Source organism: Serratia sp. CY47280, from assembly GCF_052168655.1.
Lineage (GTDB): Bacteria > Pseudomonadota > Gammaproteobacteria > Enterobacterales > Enterobacteriaceae > Serratia > Serratia bockelmannii.
The window spans coordinates 806274-821630 of sequence record NZ_JBJNMG010000001.1; the positions used below are offsets into that span (position 1 = coordinate 806274).

Sequence of the window (15357 nt, forward strand, 5' to 3'; positions counted from 1 at the left end):
TCGCGGTCTACAACGCCATGCCCCTAGTGCCCCCTATTGAGAATGAGCACGATTTAAATGTCAGAAAAGCAATCCGTTAGCCAAAAAGAGCAGTACAACCTGAACAAATTGCAAAAGCGCCTGCGCCGCAACGTGGGCGAAGCGATCGCCGATTTCAATATGATTGAAGAAGGCGACCGCATCATGGTCTGCCTGTCCGGCGGTAAAGACAGCTACACCATGCTGGAGATCCTGCGTAACCTGCAGCAGAGCGCGCCGATCAACTTCTCGCTGATCGCGGTGAATCTCGATCAGAAACAGCCCGGCTTCCCTGAGCATATTTTGCCTGCCTACCTGGAAAGCCTGGGGGTGGAATACAAGATCGTCGAAGAGAACACCTACAGCATCGTCAAAGACAAGATCCCGGAAGGCAAAACCACCTGTTCACTGTGCTCGCGCCTGCGCCGCGGCATTCTGTACCGCACCGCCACCGAACTGGGTGCCACCAAGATCGCGCTGGGCCATCACCGTGACGACATTCTGCAGACGCTGTTCCTCAACATGTTCTACGGCGGCAAGATGAAAGGCATGCCGCCCAAACTGATGAGCGACGACGGCAAGCACGTGGTCATTCGCCCGCTGGCCTATTGCCGCGAGAAAGACATCGAGCGTTTCTCGATCGCCAAAGCGTTCCCGATCATTCCATGCAACCTGTGCGGCTCGCAGCCTAACCTGCAGCGCCAGGTGATCGGCGATATGCTGCGTGACTGGGACAAACGCTATCCTGGCCGGCTGGAAACCATGTTCAGCGCCATGCAAAACGTGGTGCCTTCGCACCTGAGCGATATCAATCTGTTCGATTTCAAGGGCATTCACCACGGGAGCGCCGTAGTAGACGGCGGCGATTTGGCCTTCGATCGCGAAGACATCCCGATGCAGCCGGTCGGCTGGCAGCCGGAAGACTCGGACGACGCGATACCTGCGCCAGAACGTTTGAACGTGCTGGAAATCAAATAAGCCCCCTCGCCGCTTGCCATCCTGCGAGCGGCGACATTTCCCTTTCTCGACGATCTCGATCCTGTTCACAGTTTGCGCAAAATTTACTGGGCAGTGCCGTTTTTACCCTATACTGTTTATTTATACAGTCATATGGAGATCGCGCAATGAATATTACCCCCTGCCTGTCCCACATCTCGCTGGGCTCCAACGATTTCGAGGCCGCCGCCGCCTTTTACGATCGTGCGCTGGCCGCCTTGGGATGCCGACGGGTGCTGGAGCATCCCGGCGCCATCGGTTACGGCCGCGACTACCCGGAGTTTTGGCTGCAGGTGCCGATCGACGGCCGCCCGGCCTCACCCGGCAACGGTACGCACGTCGGTTTTTTCGCCACCAGTAAGCAACAGGTGGATGAATTCCATCGCCAGGCGCTGCTGGCCGGTGCCGTCGATGAAGGCGCGCCCGGTTCGCGGCCGCATTACGGTGAGGCTTACTACGGCTGCTTTGTCCGGGATTTGGATGGGCACAAGATTGAAGCCAGCTTCTGGGATGAAAGCGCGGCCTGAAGAAGAAGGGAAGCCGAATAAAAAAATGCCGGTGATTAAACCGGCATTGTACGAATCAAATGTGCTATGCAGTAATTCAAAAATAAGAAAGTAAGACAATTATGGAGCGCAACGCCCATCGCTTGACGTTGCATTCACCTGCGAGAGAGATCATGCCCCATTTCCCCCGGCTAAATGTTGATTTTGCTCAATGTTAACCGGGTTTTCGTCATTTTCACCTACAGCCAGCGGCTGCGCTTCAGCCACCAGGCGACGCCAAGCACCAACCCGACCAGCATCAGGCAAAATGCCGCGAAACCGAAGGGGTTGCCGCCGCCCGGTATGCCGCCAAGGTTGACGCCAAACAGCCCGGTCAGGAAGGTGGTAGGTAAAAAGACCATCGCTAACAATGACATGGTGTAAGTGCGGCGGTTCATCGCGTCGGCCATCACCGTGGTGATTTCGTCGGACAAGATAGCGGTGCGCGCGATGCTGCCGTCCAGATCGTCCAACCCGCGCCCCAGGCGATCGGCGATGTCCTGCATGCGGCGGCGATCGTCGTCGCTCATCCACGGCAGGCGGTCGCTGGCCAGCCGTGCGAAAACGTCACGCTGCGGCGCCATGTAACGGCGCAGCACGATAAGCTGTTTACGGATCAACGCCAGCTGACCACGCTCCGGCACCTGCTGTTCCAGCAAGGCGTCCTCCAGATCGATAATCTTGTCGTGCAGATCCTCAATGAATTCGCTGGTGTGATCGGTCAACGCATCGGAAATCTCCACCAGCCAGTTGCCGCTGTTGGTCGGCCCGGCGCCGCTTTGCAAATCGTTCACCACCTGATCGATGGAATACACCTTGCGGTGCCGCGTGGAGATAATCAGTTTATCGGTGATGTACACACGGATGGTGACCAACTGGTCCGGCCGTGAGTTGGCGTTGAAGTTGATGCTGCGCAGGGTGATCATGGTGCCTTCGCCCTGGCGGCTGACGCGTGGCCGAGAGCTTTCGCCGGAGAGCGCTTCGCGCACCGAGTCCGGCAGCAGCGGCGTGGTGCTCAGCCATTCGGCGCTGGCCGGGTGCGCGTAATCAAGATGCAGCCAGCACGGCGCGTCGCAGGTGATCTTGTCATCTTGCTCGATCGGCGTGACGCCGCCCTTGCCGTCCAACTGGTAGGCGTAAACCGCATCGGCGATCTGCAGCTCGCTCCCCTCAATCACATCCATTCATTTATCCCCTCAGTCTTACTTATGTTGCTGAGTCTAGCCTTAACGCCTTGGAGATCAAAGGCCAAGCTGTAACGCCAGTTTTCACGCCAGGTGAAAAACGTGCTCTATACTTCTGGCCTTAGGGAACACATCGCAACGACAGGAAGCCCCCATGTTTGAGATCAGCGCCGCAGATATTCTCAAAGTCAGTTTGACCGTTATCACCCTGTTTATCGCCGTTGTTAAAACGCCATTTCGTATTCGGCGGGAAAACCATGACAAGCTGCTCAAGCTACTCGAATCCGTCGAGAAGCCCCACAGTGAGCGCATGCAGCTCTTACTGTTTAGGGATTACATCGGTAGCAAAACCGTCGGGCTTGAGGAGTTGCAGCAATTGCTGGCACTGCCGGACGGCGTAACGGCGCTGGAGCGCTACAGACCTACTGGCGGCCGACAGCAGATCCTGCGCACCACGTCCGAGGGTTTCGTTTTGCAACGACGCGCCAACAGTGCGTTAAAACGCTCGCTGCTTTCCTGTCGCTATCTGTTGAAATACCTGCTATTCGTCACTCTGTTGGTGCTAATGCCTGTGCTGGCGCAATGGGGCTTGCGGCAGCTTGGCGTGCTGGTTATCGCGCCGTCGCTGGTGTTTATGTCCGGTGCGCGCATCACCGACGGCTGGCAGCTGCTGTTCCCCGGCTTTATATTTATTATCATCATGCTCAGTCTGACATACTTAATCTTCAGGCAACTGGCGCTGGCGGGTAACCTCAGTTCGGAACGCGCCTTTTATCGCTACTATCAACGAGCGCGTGAGGAACAACGATGCCGGGAAGTCCTGAGACAACTGCGCACTGCGCTGCGCCGAACCTGACGAGGATGCGCCGCCTGCGCTACATCGCAATGGCCGCCCTGCTGCTGTTCGGCCAATCGGTTCGTGCAGAGCCGGTATTAGAACGCCTCGCCACGCCCTATCACGCGCCGACGGCGGCGGGTTCACTGCCTTATTTTGTCGCTCACGCTCACTCCCGCCAGCCGCGCACCGCACTGGTGGTGATGCACGGCCGCCCGCGCGATGTCGCCAAGACGTTGCAAGCGGCGATCGATGCCGCGCAGGAAGCGGGAGACAATGGCTTATTGGTCGCCCCGCTGTTCCAGGTGCCGGAGAAACTTGCCGTTCATTGCCATTCCGCCGGGCTCCCGTCACCGCAAGACGGCGATGCCCTGTGGCGCTGCGGCTCCTGGATCGCAGGCGATTTGGATAATAGCGGGAAAACCGGTTCGTTCAACGCCCTGGATAACCTGCTGGCCGATCTGAAACGGCGCTGGCCATCGCTGCAGTCGATAACCGTGGCCGGTTTTTCCGCCGGCGCCCAGTTCGTGCAGCACTATGTCGGCTTTGCCCATCCGCCAAACGGGGTGCGTCTGCGCTATGTGGTGGCCGATCCCGGCAGCTGGCTCTACTTTGAGAATCTGCGTCCTCAGCCCACAAGCTGGGGAAGCTGCGGCAGTGAAAAAACCTGTCAATTCCGTTGGCAAACGGTGAATGGCGGCCAGTGCCCACAGGCTAACCAGTGGAAATACGGCCTGGAAGCGCTTCCCGTTCATCTACAACGCACCGCAGACACGGCGCGCCGGCGTTACGCCGCCGCCGATATCACCTATCTGGCCGCCGCCGAGGATACCGGCACCGCGCCGGGCGCCTACTATCGGATACTCGACAAATCCTGCGCCGCCCAGCTGCAGGGCCCCTACCGGTTGCAGCGCGCCCTGGCCTATGCCGACTATGACCGGCGTTACCTGGCGCCGAAGAAGCCGCATCGGTTAACGATCGTTCCCGGCTGCGGGCACAACGTCGCCTGCGTCTTTCCCGCCCCGGCGGCCAGGCAGGCGCTTTTCCCGATTAATGCAGACTAATAATAACGGTAATGAAATAAACCATTGCCGATAAATCGGGCAATATCGCCGATAAAGCACTGGTAATGCCGTTATTATTATGACTTAACATATTGCTATCACTTTTAATTCAAAATGATAATAATAAATCTACATAAAGCTGTTTCAGCGCAAATTTTAGGGGCATATACTTTTCTCACTACGAGGAGGTAGTTATGTTACGCGACCATTTAAAAATAAACGCCAGCGATACGCTGGAAAAAATCAGCAATATCCATTTGCAAAACCAGGGGCAGGAAGAGATCAGTGAATTCGTGGTAAAAAACGCCGCCGGCCTGCAGATTGGCAAGGTCTCCGTCCACGATCGTTTCAGCACTCGCCGCTCTTATCCCACCAGCTATCGCATCACCCAAACCGACATGAGCGGCCGTGTGGTGGTGGATGCCATGCGGGACTGTCTATAAGCGTAACCGCTCTCTGAAATAGCAAAAAAATAATGTGATGATGGCAACCCTGTTTATTATTAAACGGGGTTTATCGCGTGGATAAATTAATTACCTTCTTCATTTAACCGTCAATAAAAATAAATCCCCCGCGTTATGCGGGGGTGAAAAATAAGCCCAATCAGTGTTTGATAATATACATCGTTTGGCTATAGGCCACGTCTTCCGGATTGGTGATCGGGTAGCCTTTTACCCACGGTTTGATCAGGCGGCCGTTGGTGTACTGGTAAATCGGCGCGATCGGTGCCTGATCGGCAATGATTTGCTCCATCTTGTTGTAATCGGCGGTCACCGCCGCCGGGTTGGTTTCCCGCCCCGCCTGCGCCAGCAGCTTGTCGTAGTCCGCGTTCTTGAACTTGGCAATGTTGCCGCTGTGGGTAGAGGTCAACAGCGACAGGAAGGTCGACGCCTCGTTATAGTCACCTACCCAGGAGGCGCGGATCACGTCGAAATTACCGGTATTACGGCTGTCGATATAGGTTTTCCACTCCTGGTTTTGCAGCTTGACGTCAATGCCGAGCTTTTTCTTCCACATTGAAGCCACGGCGATGGCGATCTTCTGGTGGCTTTCCGAGGTGTTATACAACAGCGTCAGCTTCAGCGGGTTGTTCGGGCCGTAACCGGCCGCCTGCAACAACGCCTTGGCCTGCGCATCCAGCTCCGCCTGCGATTGCTGTTGCAGCAAACTCGCCTCCGGTTTGAACCCGGCAGTCACGTCCGGCGTGAAGTGATAGGCCGGTTTTTCGCCGGTGCCCAGCACTTTTTCCGCGATAATCTTGCGATCGATGGCGTAGGACAAGGCCTGGCGCACCCGCACGTCGTTGGTCGGCGCGCGCTGGGTGTTGAACGCGTAGTAATAGGTGCCGAGCTGATCCGGCGTGTACACCTGCCCCGGAATATCTTTCAGCAGCTTCTGATACATGTTTTTCGGGAAGGATTCGGTGATGTCAATATCGCCCGCCAGGTAACGCTTGGTGGCGTTGGATTCCTGATTGATCGGCACGAAGGTCACTTTGGTCAGCACGGTTTGCGCATGATCCCAGTAATGATCGTTAGGCGTCAGCACCAGCTTCTCGTTCACCACCCGCTCTTGCAGTTTGAACGCGCCGTTGCCCACCAGATTGCCGACCTTGGTCCAGTCGTTGCCGTATTTTTCCACCACCGCCTTATTCACCGGGAACAGGCTGAAGTTAGCCGTCAGGCTGACGAAGTACGGCACCGGCTTGTCCAACTGCACCTTGAGCGTGTAGTCGTCCGGCGCCGACACGCCCAAGCGATCGGCCGGCAGTTTGCCGCTGATGATCTGCTCGGCGTTCTGGATCCCCGCTAACTGCGCGAACCAGGCGAACGGCGACAGGTTTTTCGGTTCGACCAGCCGCTGCCAGCTGTAGACGAAGTCTTTTGCCGTGACAGGGTCACCGTTTGACCAACGCGCATCTTTGCGCAGATGGAAAATATAAGTCTGGTTATCGCTGGTCTGCCAGCGCGTGGCAACGCCGGGGATCACTTTCCCATTGGCGTCCTGATTGACCAGCCCTTCGAACAGGTCGCGCGCCAGCTGTGCCTCCGGCAGGCCTACCGCTTTAATCGGATCGAGCGAGGCCGGTTCGTCTTTAATGTGGCGCACGATTTCCTGTTTGGCCGCCAACGCGGTGCCCGGGGGAACCTGCGCCGCCATAGCGCTGCTCATACAGGCGCCGATCGCCGCCGCGCAAAGCGCCAAACGAAAACCCCGTTGCATTTTTCTTCCCGTCATTATGATTTACCCCCGTTAACCATCTGAATTTTTTATCATATAGCACAAGATCCGTCCGGCCTAGCGCTCACGGCCGAGAAGTTGCAAAAAGTGCGATTCAGGCAATAAAAAACCCGTGCGGCGCAGGGCGGCACGGGCGGTGTTTGCAGCGGCGACCGTCAGTCGTACAGGTGGATGCTGTTGATGCGGTAGCTGAACTCTTCACCCTCTTCTTCATCGAACACGGTGAAAAAGCCTTTCTCGGCCAGCGGACGGGCCGAGATATCGGTTTTTTGCAGCTGGCGCGCGTCGGCGTCGTCGTAGCCGTAGTCGAGGTAGAAGACATCTTTTTGGTAATCGATATGCAGGGTGAACGGATAGTTCGATTCGTCCCCGCGCCCGTCGTCATTTTTCACCACGCCGAACCATTCCCCCTGACGGATCTGGTTTTCAGCATCCACGCCGCACAGCAGCGTGATGGTGTCATTTTCATTTTCGCTATAGCTGGCGATGATTCTGGCTACTGGCATGTTAAATCCTCTTGCGGGTGATTGGCTTAGCTCTGCCGTTAGTATAACAACAGCGTCAGGCCAGGTGCGGTTTAATTGGCGTTTTCACCGCCGCGGCGTCACAGATTGCGCAAACGTCGCACAATTGCGATGGGAAAGATGCCTCAAAGCGTAATACACTGAATAAAATGACAATGACTCTCGACCTTTAATCCAGGGACAACACCATGACCGAACATCGACCACGCAGTGAACGTGGCCAGTTGGCCATCGCAGGAGAGAACTACGGCAGCTCGCTGCTGGGCGCGCCGCTGCTCTATTTCCCGGCGGCGATCAGCGGCCCGGAGACCGGGCTTATCATCGCCGGCACCCACGGCGATGAGAGCGCCGCCATCGTGACCCTATCTTGCGCGCTGCGCAGCATCGCCCCCGAACAGTTGCGCCACCACGTGGTGCTGGCGGTCAACCCCGACGGCTGTCAGCTGGGGCTGCGCGCCAATGCCAACGGCGTCGATCTGAACCGCAACTTCCCGGCTGCCAACTGGCGCTCCGGCGACACCGTCTACCGCTGGAACAGCGCGGCGCCGGTGCGCGACGTCAAGCTCTCCACCGGTGGGCGCCCCGGTTCCGAACCGGAAACCCAGGCGCTATGTCATCTGATCCATCGTCTGAAGCCGCACTGGGTGGTGTCGTTCCACGAACCGCTGGCCTGCATCGAAGATCCCGCCAGCTCGCGGCTCGGCGTTTGGCTGTCGCACAAGTTCGAACTGCCGCTGGTGACCAGCGTCGGCTATGAAACGCCCGGTTCGTTCGGCAGCTGGTGCGCAGATCTGTCGCTGCCGTGCATCACCGCCGAATTCCCGCCGATCTCCGCCGATGCCGCCAGCGAGCGCTACATCGACGCGATGATCGAGCTGCTGACCTACCCGAATTAATCCCTACGGGGCGATATCGACGATCGCCCCGCATTCGAACGCCAGACCCGGTTCAACGTCCCGCGCCAGCCAGGTCGGGCCGTCCAGATCGACGAAGCGCGCCGCCGGCGCCAGCGGCAAGGCGGCGGATATCGCGCGCGACGTGCACAACATGCAGCCGAGCATGATGGCGAACCCTTGTTCGCGCGCGGCCTGCGCCAGCGCCAACGCCTCAGTCAAGCCGCCGGTTTTGTCCAGTTTGATATTGACCATCTGATAGCGTTGCGCCAGCCGCGGCAGATCGGCACGAGTGTGGCAGCTCTCATCGGCGCAGATCGGCAGCGGATGGATAAAGTGCTCCAACGCAGCGTCGTCACCGGCCGGCAGCGGCTGCTCCAGCATCGCCACGCCGAGATCGGCCAGCAGCTGGCAGCGCGCCGCCAGCCCTTCCGCCTGCCAGGACTCATTGGCGTCGACGATCAGCGTCGCCTGCGGTACCGCGGCGCGGATCGCTACCAATCGTTCGCTGATATAGTGATCGTCGAGTTTGATCTTCAGCAGCGTGGCGCCCTGCTGCTCCAGTTCACGCGCGGCGAAGGCCATCGCTTCCGGCGTGCCGATGCTGACGGTCTGCGCCATACGGATATGCGCCGGGGCCGTCACACCGCTGCGCTGCCACAGGCTCTGCCCGTGCAGGCGACACTCCAGATCCCACAGCGCCGAATCCAGCGCGTTGCGGGCGGCGCCCGCCGGCATCTGCACCAGCAGCTGTTCGCGGGTCATGCCTTGTGCGATCGCCGGCGCCATCTCTGCCAGCTGTGCCATCACCGATTCCTCGCTCTCGCCGTAACGCGGGTACGGCGTACATTCACCGGTGCCGCGCACGCCCTGCTGTTCGATTTCGACCACCACCACCCGGGCTTCGGTGCGGCTGCCGCGCGCAATCACGAAGGCAGTATGCAGCGGCCAGGCTTCCGGGTAAAAACGCATGTCTCTCATAACGGCTCCTGAGCGAAAACTGCGCATTCAGCCAGGCTGATGCGCCGGTGATGTTTTATAGAACAGCCTAATATATACAACTATTTAGCAAACTTTGATATCCAATCCGCCCCGGTTGTCATAAACTGGCGCCAGGGTGTGAACCTGATGTTAAATGCCGTTGCCGGCGCGCCGTTTCATCAGGTTCATACCCTTTGTATAAACACCTGTAAAAGGAATCTAGCAATGACTCAGACAGTACATTTTCAAGGCAATCCGGTCAGCGTAGCAGGCAAACTGCCACAGCAGGGCGAACAGGCCAAGGCCTTCTCGCTGGTTGCCAAAGACCTGTCAGACGTGGCGCTGAGCAGCTTCGCGGGTAAACGCAAAGTCCTGAACATCTTCCCAAGCATCGATACCGGCGTCTGCGCGACGTCGGTGCGTAAATTCAACCAGCTGGCCAGCGGCCTGGATAACACCGTGGTGCTGTGCATCTCCGCCGATCTGCCGTTCGCGCAGTCTCGCTTCTGCGGCGCGGAAGGCCTGAGCAACGTGGTTACCCTGTCTACCCTGCGCGGCGCCGAGTTCAAGCAGGCGTACGGCGTCGAAATCGCCGAAGGCCCGTTGGCAGGCCTGACCGCGCGTGCGGTCGTGGTGCTGGATGGCCAGGACAACGTGCTGTACAGCGAGCTGGTGAACGAAATCACCACCGAGCCTGACTACGACGCGGCGCTGGCTGCGCTGAAATAACAAAGCCGGCGAACGCCGGCTTTGGATACCCATTAAAGGCGCCGCAAGGCGCCTTTCTTATTCTTCGCCCTCAGCGCCGCCTTTGCGGCTGCTCAGGCCATACTCGCGCAGCTTGTTGGCGATGGCGGTATGGGAAACGCCCAGCCGCTTCGCCAGCTTGCGGGTGCTGGGATAGGTGCGATACAGGCGCGTCAGCACCGAGCGTTCGAAACGCTTGCTGATGTCGTCCAGCGAACCGTCCAGCACCTCGTCGCCCAGCGACATCTCCACCTCAAACTCCGGCAACACGATATCCTGTGGCCGCAGTTCGTAGCCTTCGGTTTGCGTCAGCGCGCGGTAGATAGCGTTTTTCAGCTGACGCACGTTGCCCGGCCAGCCGTACTTGCTGAGGAAGCCGCCCAGATCGTTCGCCAGCTTGGGCCGCGCCACGCCCTGCTCATCGGCGAAACGCGCCACGAACAGCTCGGTCAACGGCATGATGTCCTGCGGACGTTCGCGCAGCGGCGGGATGGTGATGGTCAGTACGTTGAGGCGATAATAGAGATCTTCGCGGAATTCGCCGCGCTGCACCAGCTCGGTAAGGTTTTTCTGGGTGGCGCAGATCACGCGCACGTCGACGTGCACCTCATGCTCTTCGCCAACGCGGCGGAACGTGCCGTCGTTGAGGAAACGCAGCAGCTTGGTCTGCATACGCGGCGACATTTCGCCGATCTCATCCAGCAGCACCGAACCGCCGTTGGCCTGCTCGAAGAAGCCCTTCTTGCCTTCCAGCGCGTTGGGATAAGCGCCCGGCGCATGGCCGAACAGTTCGCTCTCCACCACGTCATCCGGCAGCGCGGCGCAGTTCAGCGCCAGGAACGGCTGTTTGCCACGCGGGCTGCGCAAATGGCAGGCGCGGGCCAGAATATCCTTGCCGGTACCGGTATCGCCGACGATCAGCAGCGGCGCATCGAGCATCGCCAGCTTGCGCGCCTGCTCCAGCACGTGACGCATCTTGGCGCTCACCGCCACGATGTGGTCGAATTCGGTATCGTCGTTCACCGATAGATTTTGCAACTGGCGGCCCATGCGCGCGGTGGACTTCAGCATCACCACCGCGCCGACCGCGGCCGCCTGCTGCTGTTCGTCTTCCAGATAGATGGGCGTGATGTCCATCAGGAAGTCCTGGCTGCGGATCACCACCCGCTCGGCGTGCGGCGCCGTATGCTCGCTCTCCAGCCAACGGCTGAAGTTATAGCCGCCGATCAGCGCCCCGGCGGTCTGGTTGCGGATCTTGTCTTCGTTCAGGCTGAACAGCGCCTGCGCCGCCGGGTTGGCCAGCTCGACCTTGCCCTTCATGTCGATAGAGAACACCGGTTCCGGCATCGATTCCAGCAGCGCACGCAGCGCGCGATGTTCGCGTTCGGAAGGCATAAAGCTGACGGTGCGCACGTCTGTCACGCCGGCGATGCGGCGGATCTCCGCCATCAGCGCGCGGAAAGTATCGAAATCCAGCTGGGAGAAATTGAGGTAAATGCGGCCGATGGGATCGATTTCGATGCCACGTAAGTCAATGCTGCGCGATACCAAAAGATCGAGTAATTCTCGAGTGAGACCGAGGCGGTCTTCGCAAAATACTTCCAAACGCATCAGTGTTGGCCTTATCTCTGCAGGTGCGGGGATCGTTGACGATGATGATACTCCCTCGCACCGGGCGGTAGAAGCGATCTGTCAGCAAAAGTTGACAGAACTCTGATTTATTGCCGTGGTTGCTGATTTTAAACGCAAGCGGATAACAGCATCGGCGTCATTTTAGCCTACAAACAGAGAGTTATCACAATCAGAATTAATTTTGCAGAGATTTATCACGCAATCACAGGGGGATCGACTATCGTCAAGTCTCGATTACGTCCGGCGTCGGTGCCGTTGAGAAAACGGCGCTCCTGGGAGCGCCGTCGCGGGGTTATTTGGCCTTGCCGTCGCTCTTTTTCAGCGTGTCTTTCAACTGGCCGATCAGCTGGCTGCGGAAATCGCCAAGCTTCGGTTTTTCCCCTTCCAGCCACGGCAGCGGGCGACACAGCTCCATCGCCTTGATGCCCAGCCGCGCGGTCAACAACCCGGCGCCGATGCCCTGCGCCGCGCGCGCCGACAGCCGCGCCGCCAGATCCTGCGACATCCAGTCCATGCCCACTTCACGCACCAGTTCAGAGGCGCCGGCGAAGGCGATGTTGAGCAGCACCAGCCGGAACAGACGAATGCGGCTGAAGTAACCCAGTTCGATGCCGTACAGCGCCGCGATGCGGTTAATCAAACGGATGTTGCGCCAGGCGATAAACGCCATGTCCACCAGCGCCAACGGGCTGACGGCAATCATCAGCGTCGATTCGGCGGCGGAGCGGCTGATTTCGCGCCGCGCCTGGTTGTCGAGCACTGGCTGTACCAGCTTGGCGTACAGCTCCACCACTTCACGGTCATTTTGGGTTTCATGCAGCGAGGCCTGCCAGCGCTGCAACGCCGGATGCCCCTGATCCAGCCCGGCCTGACGCGCCAGCTTCTCGCAGAATTCGCGCCCTTGCCCCAGCCCGTGGCTGTGCAACAGCTCGCGCGCCACGTCGCGCTCTTCCGCGCGCTGGCGCAGCCGATACAAACGCCGCCATTCGGTGACCACCGAACCGACGCCGGCGAACACGATCAGGCCGCCGGCCACGCCGCCGCCCATGGCGATCCAGTCCTGTTGCACCCAGGCGGTATGCACCCACTGCACGCCCTGCGCCACCACGCTGACGCCGAACAGCGCCAGCCCGGCAGTGACCATTTTGCGCCACAGGCTGCGTTTAGGTTTCAGCGCGGCGTTGATGATGCCTTCAGCGCGCCCTTCTTCCTCTTCCTGCTGCAGTTCCGGCGCCGCCGGGAAAAAGCTTTCTGCCTGTTCGGCATCGAAAGCGACGCCGGCGCGCAACGCCGGCTCCTGCGGCGGCTGCAGCGGCTCGTCAAAATCGATACGCGGTTTGATCGGCTCGCTCATCGCAATTTGTCTCCCAATAAAAACTCCATCACCGCATCCAGGCGGATGTGCGGCAACGGGCTGTCCACGCTCATGGCGCGCGGACGAAACTCATCGAAGTGGAACCCCTGGTTCTGCCAGAACGCCGGTCCCGGCAGGCGGGCGGGCACTTCGCCGGGGAACACCGTCAGCGGCGCGCCGTCGCTCAGGCGGTTGCCCTTCAATGCCGGAATGCGTTGCCCCTGGTGATCGACGATGCCGCTCTCGGTCGCCTGCACCGAGGCCAGGCCGACGCAATCCATGCTAATGCCCTCGAACGCCGCGTTCTGCCACGCCTCTTGCACCAGCTGCTGCAGCAATGACACCAGATTGGCGTGCTGATCGGCGGTGATATGGTCCGCCTTGGTGGCGGCGAACATCAGTTTGTCGATGGTCGGCGAGAACAAGCGGCGAAACAGCGTGCGCTTGCCGTAATGGAAGCTCTGCATCAGTTGGGTCAACGCCAGGCGCATGTCGTTGAACGCCTGCGGGCCGCTGTTGAGCGGCTGCAGGCAGTCAACCAGCACGATTTGACGATCGAAACGAACGAAGTGTTCTTTGTAGAAGTTTTTGACGATCGACTGGCAGTAGTAGTTGAAGCGAGCGCGCAACATGCCGATGTTGGTGTGTTTGTCGGCCTGCGCCAGCTTCGATTCGCCGATCGCGGCCACGTCGGGCCACGGGAAAAACTGCAGCGCCGGCGCGCCGGCCATGTCGCCCGGCAGCACGAAACGCCCCGGCTGAATGAAGTGCAGCCCTTCGCTTTTGCAGCGCAACAGATAATCGGTGTAGGCCTGGGCGATCGCCGCCAGCCGGTTTTCGTCGGCCGGGGCCAGCGGATCGCAGGCCTTGCACAGTTCAAGCCAGGGCTTGGCCCATTCGGCGCGTTCGCCCTGCAGCAGCCCGGTCATCTGGCGCGACCAGGCCAGGTAATCCTGTTCGAGCATCGGCAGATCCAGCAACCATTCGCCCGGATAATCGACGATCTCCAGGTACAGCGTGGAGGTGTCTTTGAAGTGCCGCAGCAGCGAATCGTTGGAGCGGTAACGCAGCGCCAGCCGGATTTCGCTGACGCCGCGCGTCGGCGTCGGCCAGGCCGGCGGCGTGCCGTACAGCTGCGCCAGCCCTTCGTCATAGGTGAAACGCTGGATGCCGAGATCGCGTTGCGGGATGCGTTTGACGCCCAGCAGGCGCTCTTCGCGCACCGGTGAAAACAGCGGCATGCGCGCGCCGCTGTGCACATGCAGCAGTTGGTTGACGAAGGCGGTGATAAAGGCGGTTTTGCCGCTGCGGCTCAGGCCGGTCACTGCCAGGCGCAGATGGCGATCCATTCCGCGGTTGACCAGCGAGGTTAACTCATTTTGCAGTCGTTTCATTGCTCTCCTTGACGTAACGCCCGAATGCCTTGTTCAGGCCTTTACGGAACAGCGGTTCCAGCACCAGCGCCAGCACGACGCGCACCGGTTTACGGCCGACGGTTTTCAGCAGCCAGCCGGCGGCGCCCGCCGGGCCATAGTTCAATAACGCTATGATGATGACTTTAGCCAATGTCTTCAACATTGCCGCCGCTCCTCGTTTAAATCCACCCGTTCTGGCGGTGTTTGCAACATCGATTTTATTCATGACAATGCCCTCCGGCACAAGAGATTAAGGTTACATTCAACGGGATAACGGCGGCGAAGATGCCCGGCCTGCGCAGGCCGGGTATCGCAAGAAGGGTTACAGCTTGCGGAAACGGCTCTGTACGCCGAAGGTATCGGACGTCACGTAGCGCTCGACCTGACGCAGCTGCTGCTCGCCGCTGCCCAACTCATACTCCAGCTGATCGAGCAGCTGGCGCGGCGTCTTCTGATGCTCGCCTTCGAAACGGCTGGCCGGCGCTTCATCCAACACGAACACCAGCGCGATATAGGCCACCAGCGTGAAGAAGAACAGCCCGAAGAACAGCGACAGCACCACCATCACGCGGATCAGTCGCACCGGTACGTCGAAATAGTGCGCCAAACCGGCGCAGACGCCTTTCACCATGCCTTCTTCGGGAACGCGATAAAGCTTTTTACTGCCCAGCGTCGTGCTCATCAGGACTGTCTCCAGTTCGGGTGTTCCGCATCGAGGATCTCTTCCAGCGCCTGAATGCGTTCACGCATGCGTTTGGCGTCTTCCGCCAGCTGCGCCAGGCGCTGCATTTCTTGCTGACTCAGCTGGATGCCGGTCTGTTGCCGATTGCTGTAATGCAGCCAAAGCCAAATCGGCGCGACAAACAGCACGAAAATTGTCAGCGGAATGGCAAGTAATAAAGCACTCATTGTTGTTCCTTCTTATCGG

17 protein-coding genes are annotated in these 15357 nt (G+C 59.3%); 7 read left to right on the forward strand and 10 right to left on the reverse strand.

What is annotated here, in order from left to right; all coding sequences use genetic code 11:
* Positions 1–57 precede the first annotated feature (57 nt).
* Positions 58–996, forward strand: a complete 939-nt coding sequence (gene ttcA / locus ACJ8J4_RS03840) for a tRNA 2-thiocytidine(32) synthetase TtcA (RefSeq protein WP_025302988.1) — start codon at positions 58–60, stop codon at positions 994–996.
* A gap of 146 nt (positions 997–1142) precedes the next feature.
* On the forward strand, positions 1143–1541 hold the full coding sequence (locus ACJ8J4_RS03845) for a VOC family protein (RefSeq protein WP_025302989.1): 399 nt from the start codon (positions 1143–1145) through the stop codon (positions 1539–1541).
* 218 nt (positions 1542–1759) lie between these two features.
* Here ACJ8J4_RS03845 and zntB read toward each other — a convergent pair whose 3' ends face one another.
* Complete coding sequence (gene zntB / locus ACJ8J4_RS03850; protein ID WP_025302990.1) at positions 1760–2743, reverse strand: zinc transporter ZntB; 984 nt, start codon at positions 2741–2743, stop codon at positions 1760–1762.
* Positions 2744–2897: 154 nt separating this feature from the next.
* Here zntB and ACJ8J4_RS03855 point away from each other — a divergent pair, with 154 nt between their 5' ends.
* The 3 genes from ACJ8J4_RS03855 to ACJ8J4_RS03865 all read left to right on the forward strand — a co-directional run bounded on the left by ACJ8J4_RS03855 (position 2898) and on the right by ACJ8J4_RS03865 (position 5085).
* The gene (locus ACJ8J4_RS03855) at positions 2898–3599 is read left to right on the forward strand and encodes a hypothetical protein (RefSeq protein WP_049205467.1); all 702 of its coding nucleotides are present in this window, start codon (positions 2898–2900) and stop codon (positions 3597–3599) included.
* Positions 3551–4642, forward strand: a complete 1092-nt coding sequence (locus ACJ8J4_RS03860; protein WP_197835965.1) for a hypothetical protein — start codon at positions 3551–3553, stop codon at positions 4640–4642. The genes ACJ8J4_RS03855 and ACJ8J4_RS03860 overlap by 49 nt, the downstream gene beginning before the upstream one ends.
* 194 nt (positions 4643–4836) lie before the next feature.
* The gene (locus tag ACJ8J4_RS03865) at positions 4837–5085 is read left to right on the forward strand and encodes a hypothetical protein (RefSeq protein WP_004930507.1); all 249 of its coding nucleotides are present in this window, start codon (positions 4837–4839) and stop codon (positions 5083–5085) included.
* 160 nt (positions 5086–5245) lie between these two features.
* Here ACJ8J4_RS03865 and ACJ8J4_RS03870 read toward each other — a convergent pair whose 3' ends face one another.
* Entirely contained in the window at positions 5246–6880 is a 1635-nt protein-coding gene (locus ACJ8J4_RS03870) for a peptide ABC transporter substrate-binding protein (RefSeq protein WP_049205471.1), read from the reverse strand.
* A gap of 158 nt (positions 6881–7038) precedes the next feature.
* Positions 7039–7389: a hypothetical protein gene (locus tag ACJ8J4_RS03875; protein WP_025302994.1), complete on the reverse strand. Its 351-nt coding sequence runs from the start codon at positions 7387–7389 to the stop codon at positions 7039–7041.
* A gap of 206 nt (positions 7390–7595) precedes the next feature.
* On the opposite strand from ACJ8J4_RS03875, the gene mpaA reads away from it, so the two are divergent.
* Positions 7596–8303: a murein tripeptide amidase MpaA gene (mpaA, locus tag ACJ8J4_RS03880; RefSeq protein ID WP_060433156.1), complete on the forward strand. Its 708-nt coding sequence runs from the start codon at positions 7596–7598 to the stop codon at positions 8301–8303.
* 3 nt (positions 8304–8306) lie between these two features.
* On the opposite strand, the gene ycjG is transcribed toward mpaA, so the two are convergent.
* A complete protein-coding gene (ycjG, locus tag ACJ8J4_RS03885; protein ID WP_043143636.1) occupies positions 8307–9281 on the reverse strand; it encodes an L-Ala-D/L-Glu epimerase in 975 nt (324 codons plus the stop codon).
* A gap of 225 nt (positions 9282–9506) precedes the next feature.
* On the opposite strand from ycjG, the gene tpx reads away from it, so the two are divergent.
* A complete protein-coding gene (gene tpx, locus ACJ8J4_RS03890) occupies positions 9507–10010 on the forward strand; it encodes a thiol peroxidase (protein WP_004930536.1) in 504 nt (167 codons plus the stop codon).
* 57 nt (positions 10011–10067) lie between these two features.
* Here the strand turns inward: tpx and tyrR are convergent, their stop codons facing one another.
* The 6 genes from tyrR to pspB form a co-directional block, all read right to left on the reverse strand.
* Positions 10068–11639 carry a transcriptional regulator TyrR gene (tyrR, locus tag ACJ8J4_RS03895; protein WP_025302997.1) on the reverse strand — a complete coding sequence of 524 codons (1572 nt, stop codon included), beginning with the start codon at positions 11637–11639 and terminating at the stop codon, positions 10068–10070.
* Positions 11640–11952: 313 nt separating this feature from the next.
* Positions 11953–13014, reverse strand: coding sequence for a YcjF family protein (locus tag ACJ8J4_RS03900; protein ID WP_004930545.1), 1062 nt, complete (start codon positions 13012–13014; stop codon positions 11953–11955).
* On the reverse strand, positions 13011–14408 hold the full coding sequence (locus ACJ8J4_RS03905) for a YcjX family protein (RefSeq protein WP_025302998.1): 1398 nt from the start codon (positions 14406–14408) through the stop codon (positions 13011–13013). The genes ACJ8J4_RS03900 and ACJ8J4_RS03905 overlap by 4 nt, the downstream gene beginning before the upstream one ends.
* Positions 14389–14655, reverse strand: coding sequence for a phage shock protein PspD (gene pspD, locus ACJ8J4_RS03910; protein ID WP_025302999.1), 267 nt, complete (start codon positions 14653–14655; stop codon positions 14389–14391). Before pspD ends, ACJ8J4_RS03905 begins: the two co-directional genes overlap by 20 nt.
* A 96-nt stretch (positions 14656–14751) precedes the next feature.
* Positions 14752–15111 (reverse strand): envelope stress response membrane protein PspC, encoded by a 360-nt coding sequence (gene pspC / locus ACJ8J4_RS03915; protein WP_004930552.1) that lies wholly within the window; start codon positions 15109–15111, stop codon positions 14752–14754.
* Positions 15111–15338: an envelope stress response membrane protein PspB gene (gene pspB / locus ACJ8J4_RS03920; protein WP_004930553.1), complete on the reverse strand. Its 228-nt coding sequence runs from the start codon at positions 15336–15338 to the stop codon at positions 15111–15113. The genes pspC and pspB overlap by 1 nt, the downstream gene beginning before the upstream one ends.
* Positions 15339–15357 lie beyond the last annotated feature (19 nt).

What these genes read in the sequence shown, in the direction of transcription:
- pspB (WP_004930553.1), bottom strand. Translation starts at nt 15,338, where the DNA reads ATGAGTGCTTTATTACTTGCCATTCCGCTGACAATTTTCGTGCTGTTT.
- pspC (WP_004930552.1), bottom strand. Translation starts at nt 15,111, where the DNA reads ATGAGCACGACGCTGGGCAGTAAAAAGCTTTATCGCGTTCCCGAAGAA.
- ACJ8J4_RS03860 (WP_197835965.1), top strand. Translation starts at nt 3,551, where the DNA reads ATGCCGGGAAGTCCTGAGACAACTGCGCACTGCGCTGCGCCGAACCTG.
- ACJ8J4_RS03900 (WP_004930545.1), bottom strand. Translation starts at nt 13,014, where the DNA reads ATGAGCGAGCCGATCAAACCGCGTATCGATTTTGACGAGCCGCTGCAG.
- ACJ8J4_RS03865 (WP_004930507.1), top strand. Translation starts at nt 4,837, where the DNA reads ATGTTACGCGACCATTTAAAAATAAACGCCAGCGATACGCTGGAAAAA.
- pspD (WP_025302999.1), bottom strand. Translation starts at nt 14,655, where the DNA reads ATGAATAAAATCGATGTTGCAAACACCGCCAGAACGGGTGGATTTAAA.
- ACJ8J4_RS03875 (WP_025302994.1), bottom strand. Translation starts at nt 7,389, where the DNA reads ATGCCAGTAGCCAGAATCATCGCCAGCTATAGCGAAAATGAAAATGAC.
- ACJ8J4_RS03845 (WP_025302989.1), top strand. Translation starts at nt 1,143, where the DNA reads ATGAATATTACCCCCTGCCTGTCCCACATCTCGCTGGGCTCCAACGAT.
- ACJ8J4_RS03855 (WP_049205467.1), top strand. Translation starts at nt 2,898, where the DNA reads ATGTTTGAGATCAGCGCCGCAGATATTCTCAAAGTCAGTTTGACCGTT.
- ycjG (WP_043143636.1), bottom strand. Translation starts at nt 9,281, where the DNA reads ATGAGAGACATGCGTTTTTACCCGGAAGCCTGGCCGCTGCATACTGCC.
- ACJ8J4_RS03905 (WP_025302998.1), bottom strand. Translation starts at nt 14,408, where the DNA reads ATGAAACGACTGCAAAATGAGTTAACCTCGCTGGTCAACCGCGGAATG.
- zntB (WP_025302990.1), bottom strand. Translation starts at nt 2,743, where the DNA reads ATGGATGTGATTGAGGGGAGCGAGCTGCAGATCGCCGATGCGGTTTAC.
- ACJ8J4_RS03870 (WP_049205471.1), bottom strand. Translation starts at nt 6,880, where the DNA reads ATGACGGGAAGAAAAATGCAACGGGGTTTTCGTTTGGCGCTTTGCGCG.
- mpaA (WP_060433156.1), top strand. Translation starts at nt 7,596, where the DNA reads ATGACCGAACATCGACCACGCAGTGAACGTGGCCAGTTGGCCATCGCA.
- ttcA (WP_025302988.1), top strand. Translation starts at nt 58, where the DNA reads ATGTCAGAAAAGCAATCCGTTAGCCAAAAAGAGCAGTACAACCTGAAC.
- tyrR (WP_025302997.1), bottom strand. Translation starts at nt 11,639, where the DNA reads ATGCGTTTGGAAGTATTTTGCGAAGACCGCCTCGGTCTCACTCGAGAA.
- tpx (WP_004930536.1), top strand. Translation starts at nt 9,507, where the DNA reads ATGACTCAGACAGTACATTTTCAAGGCAATCCGGTCAGCGTAGCAGGC.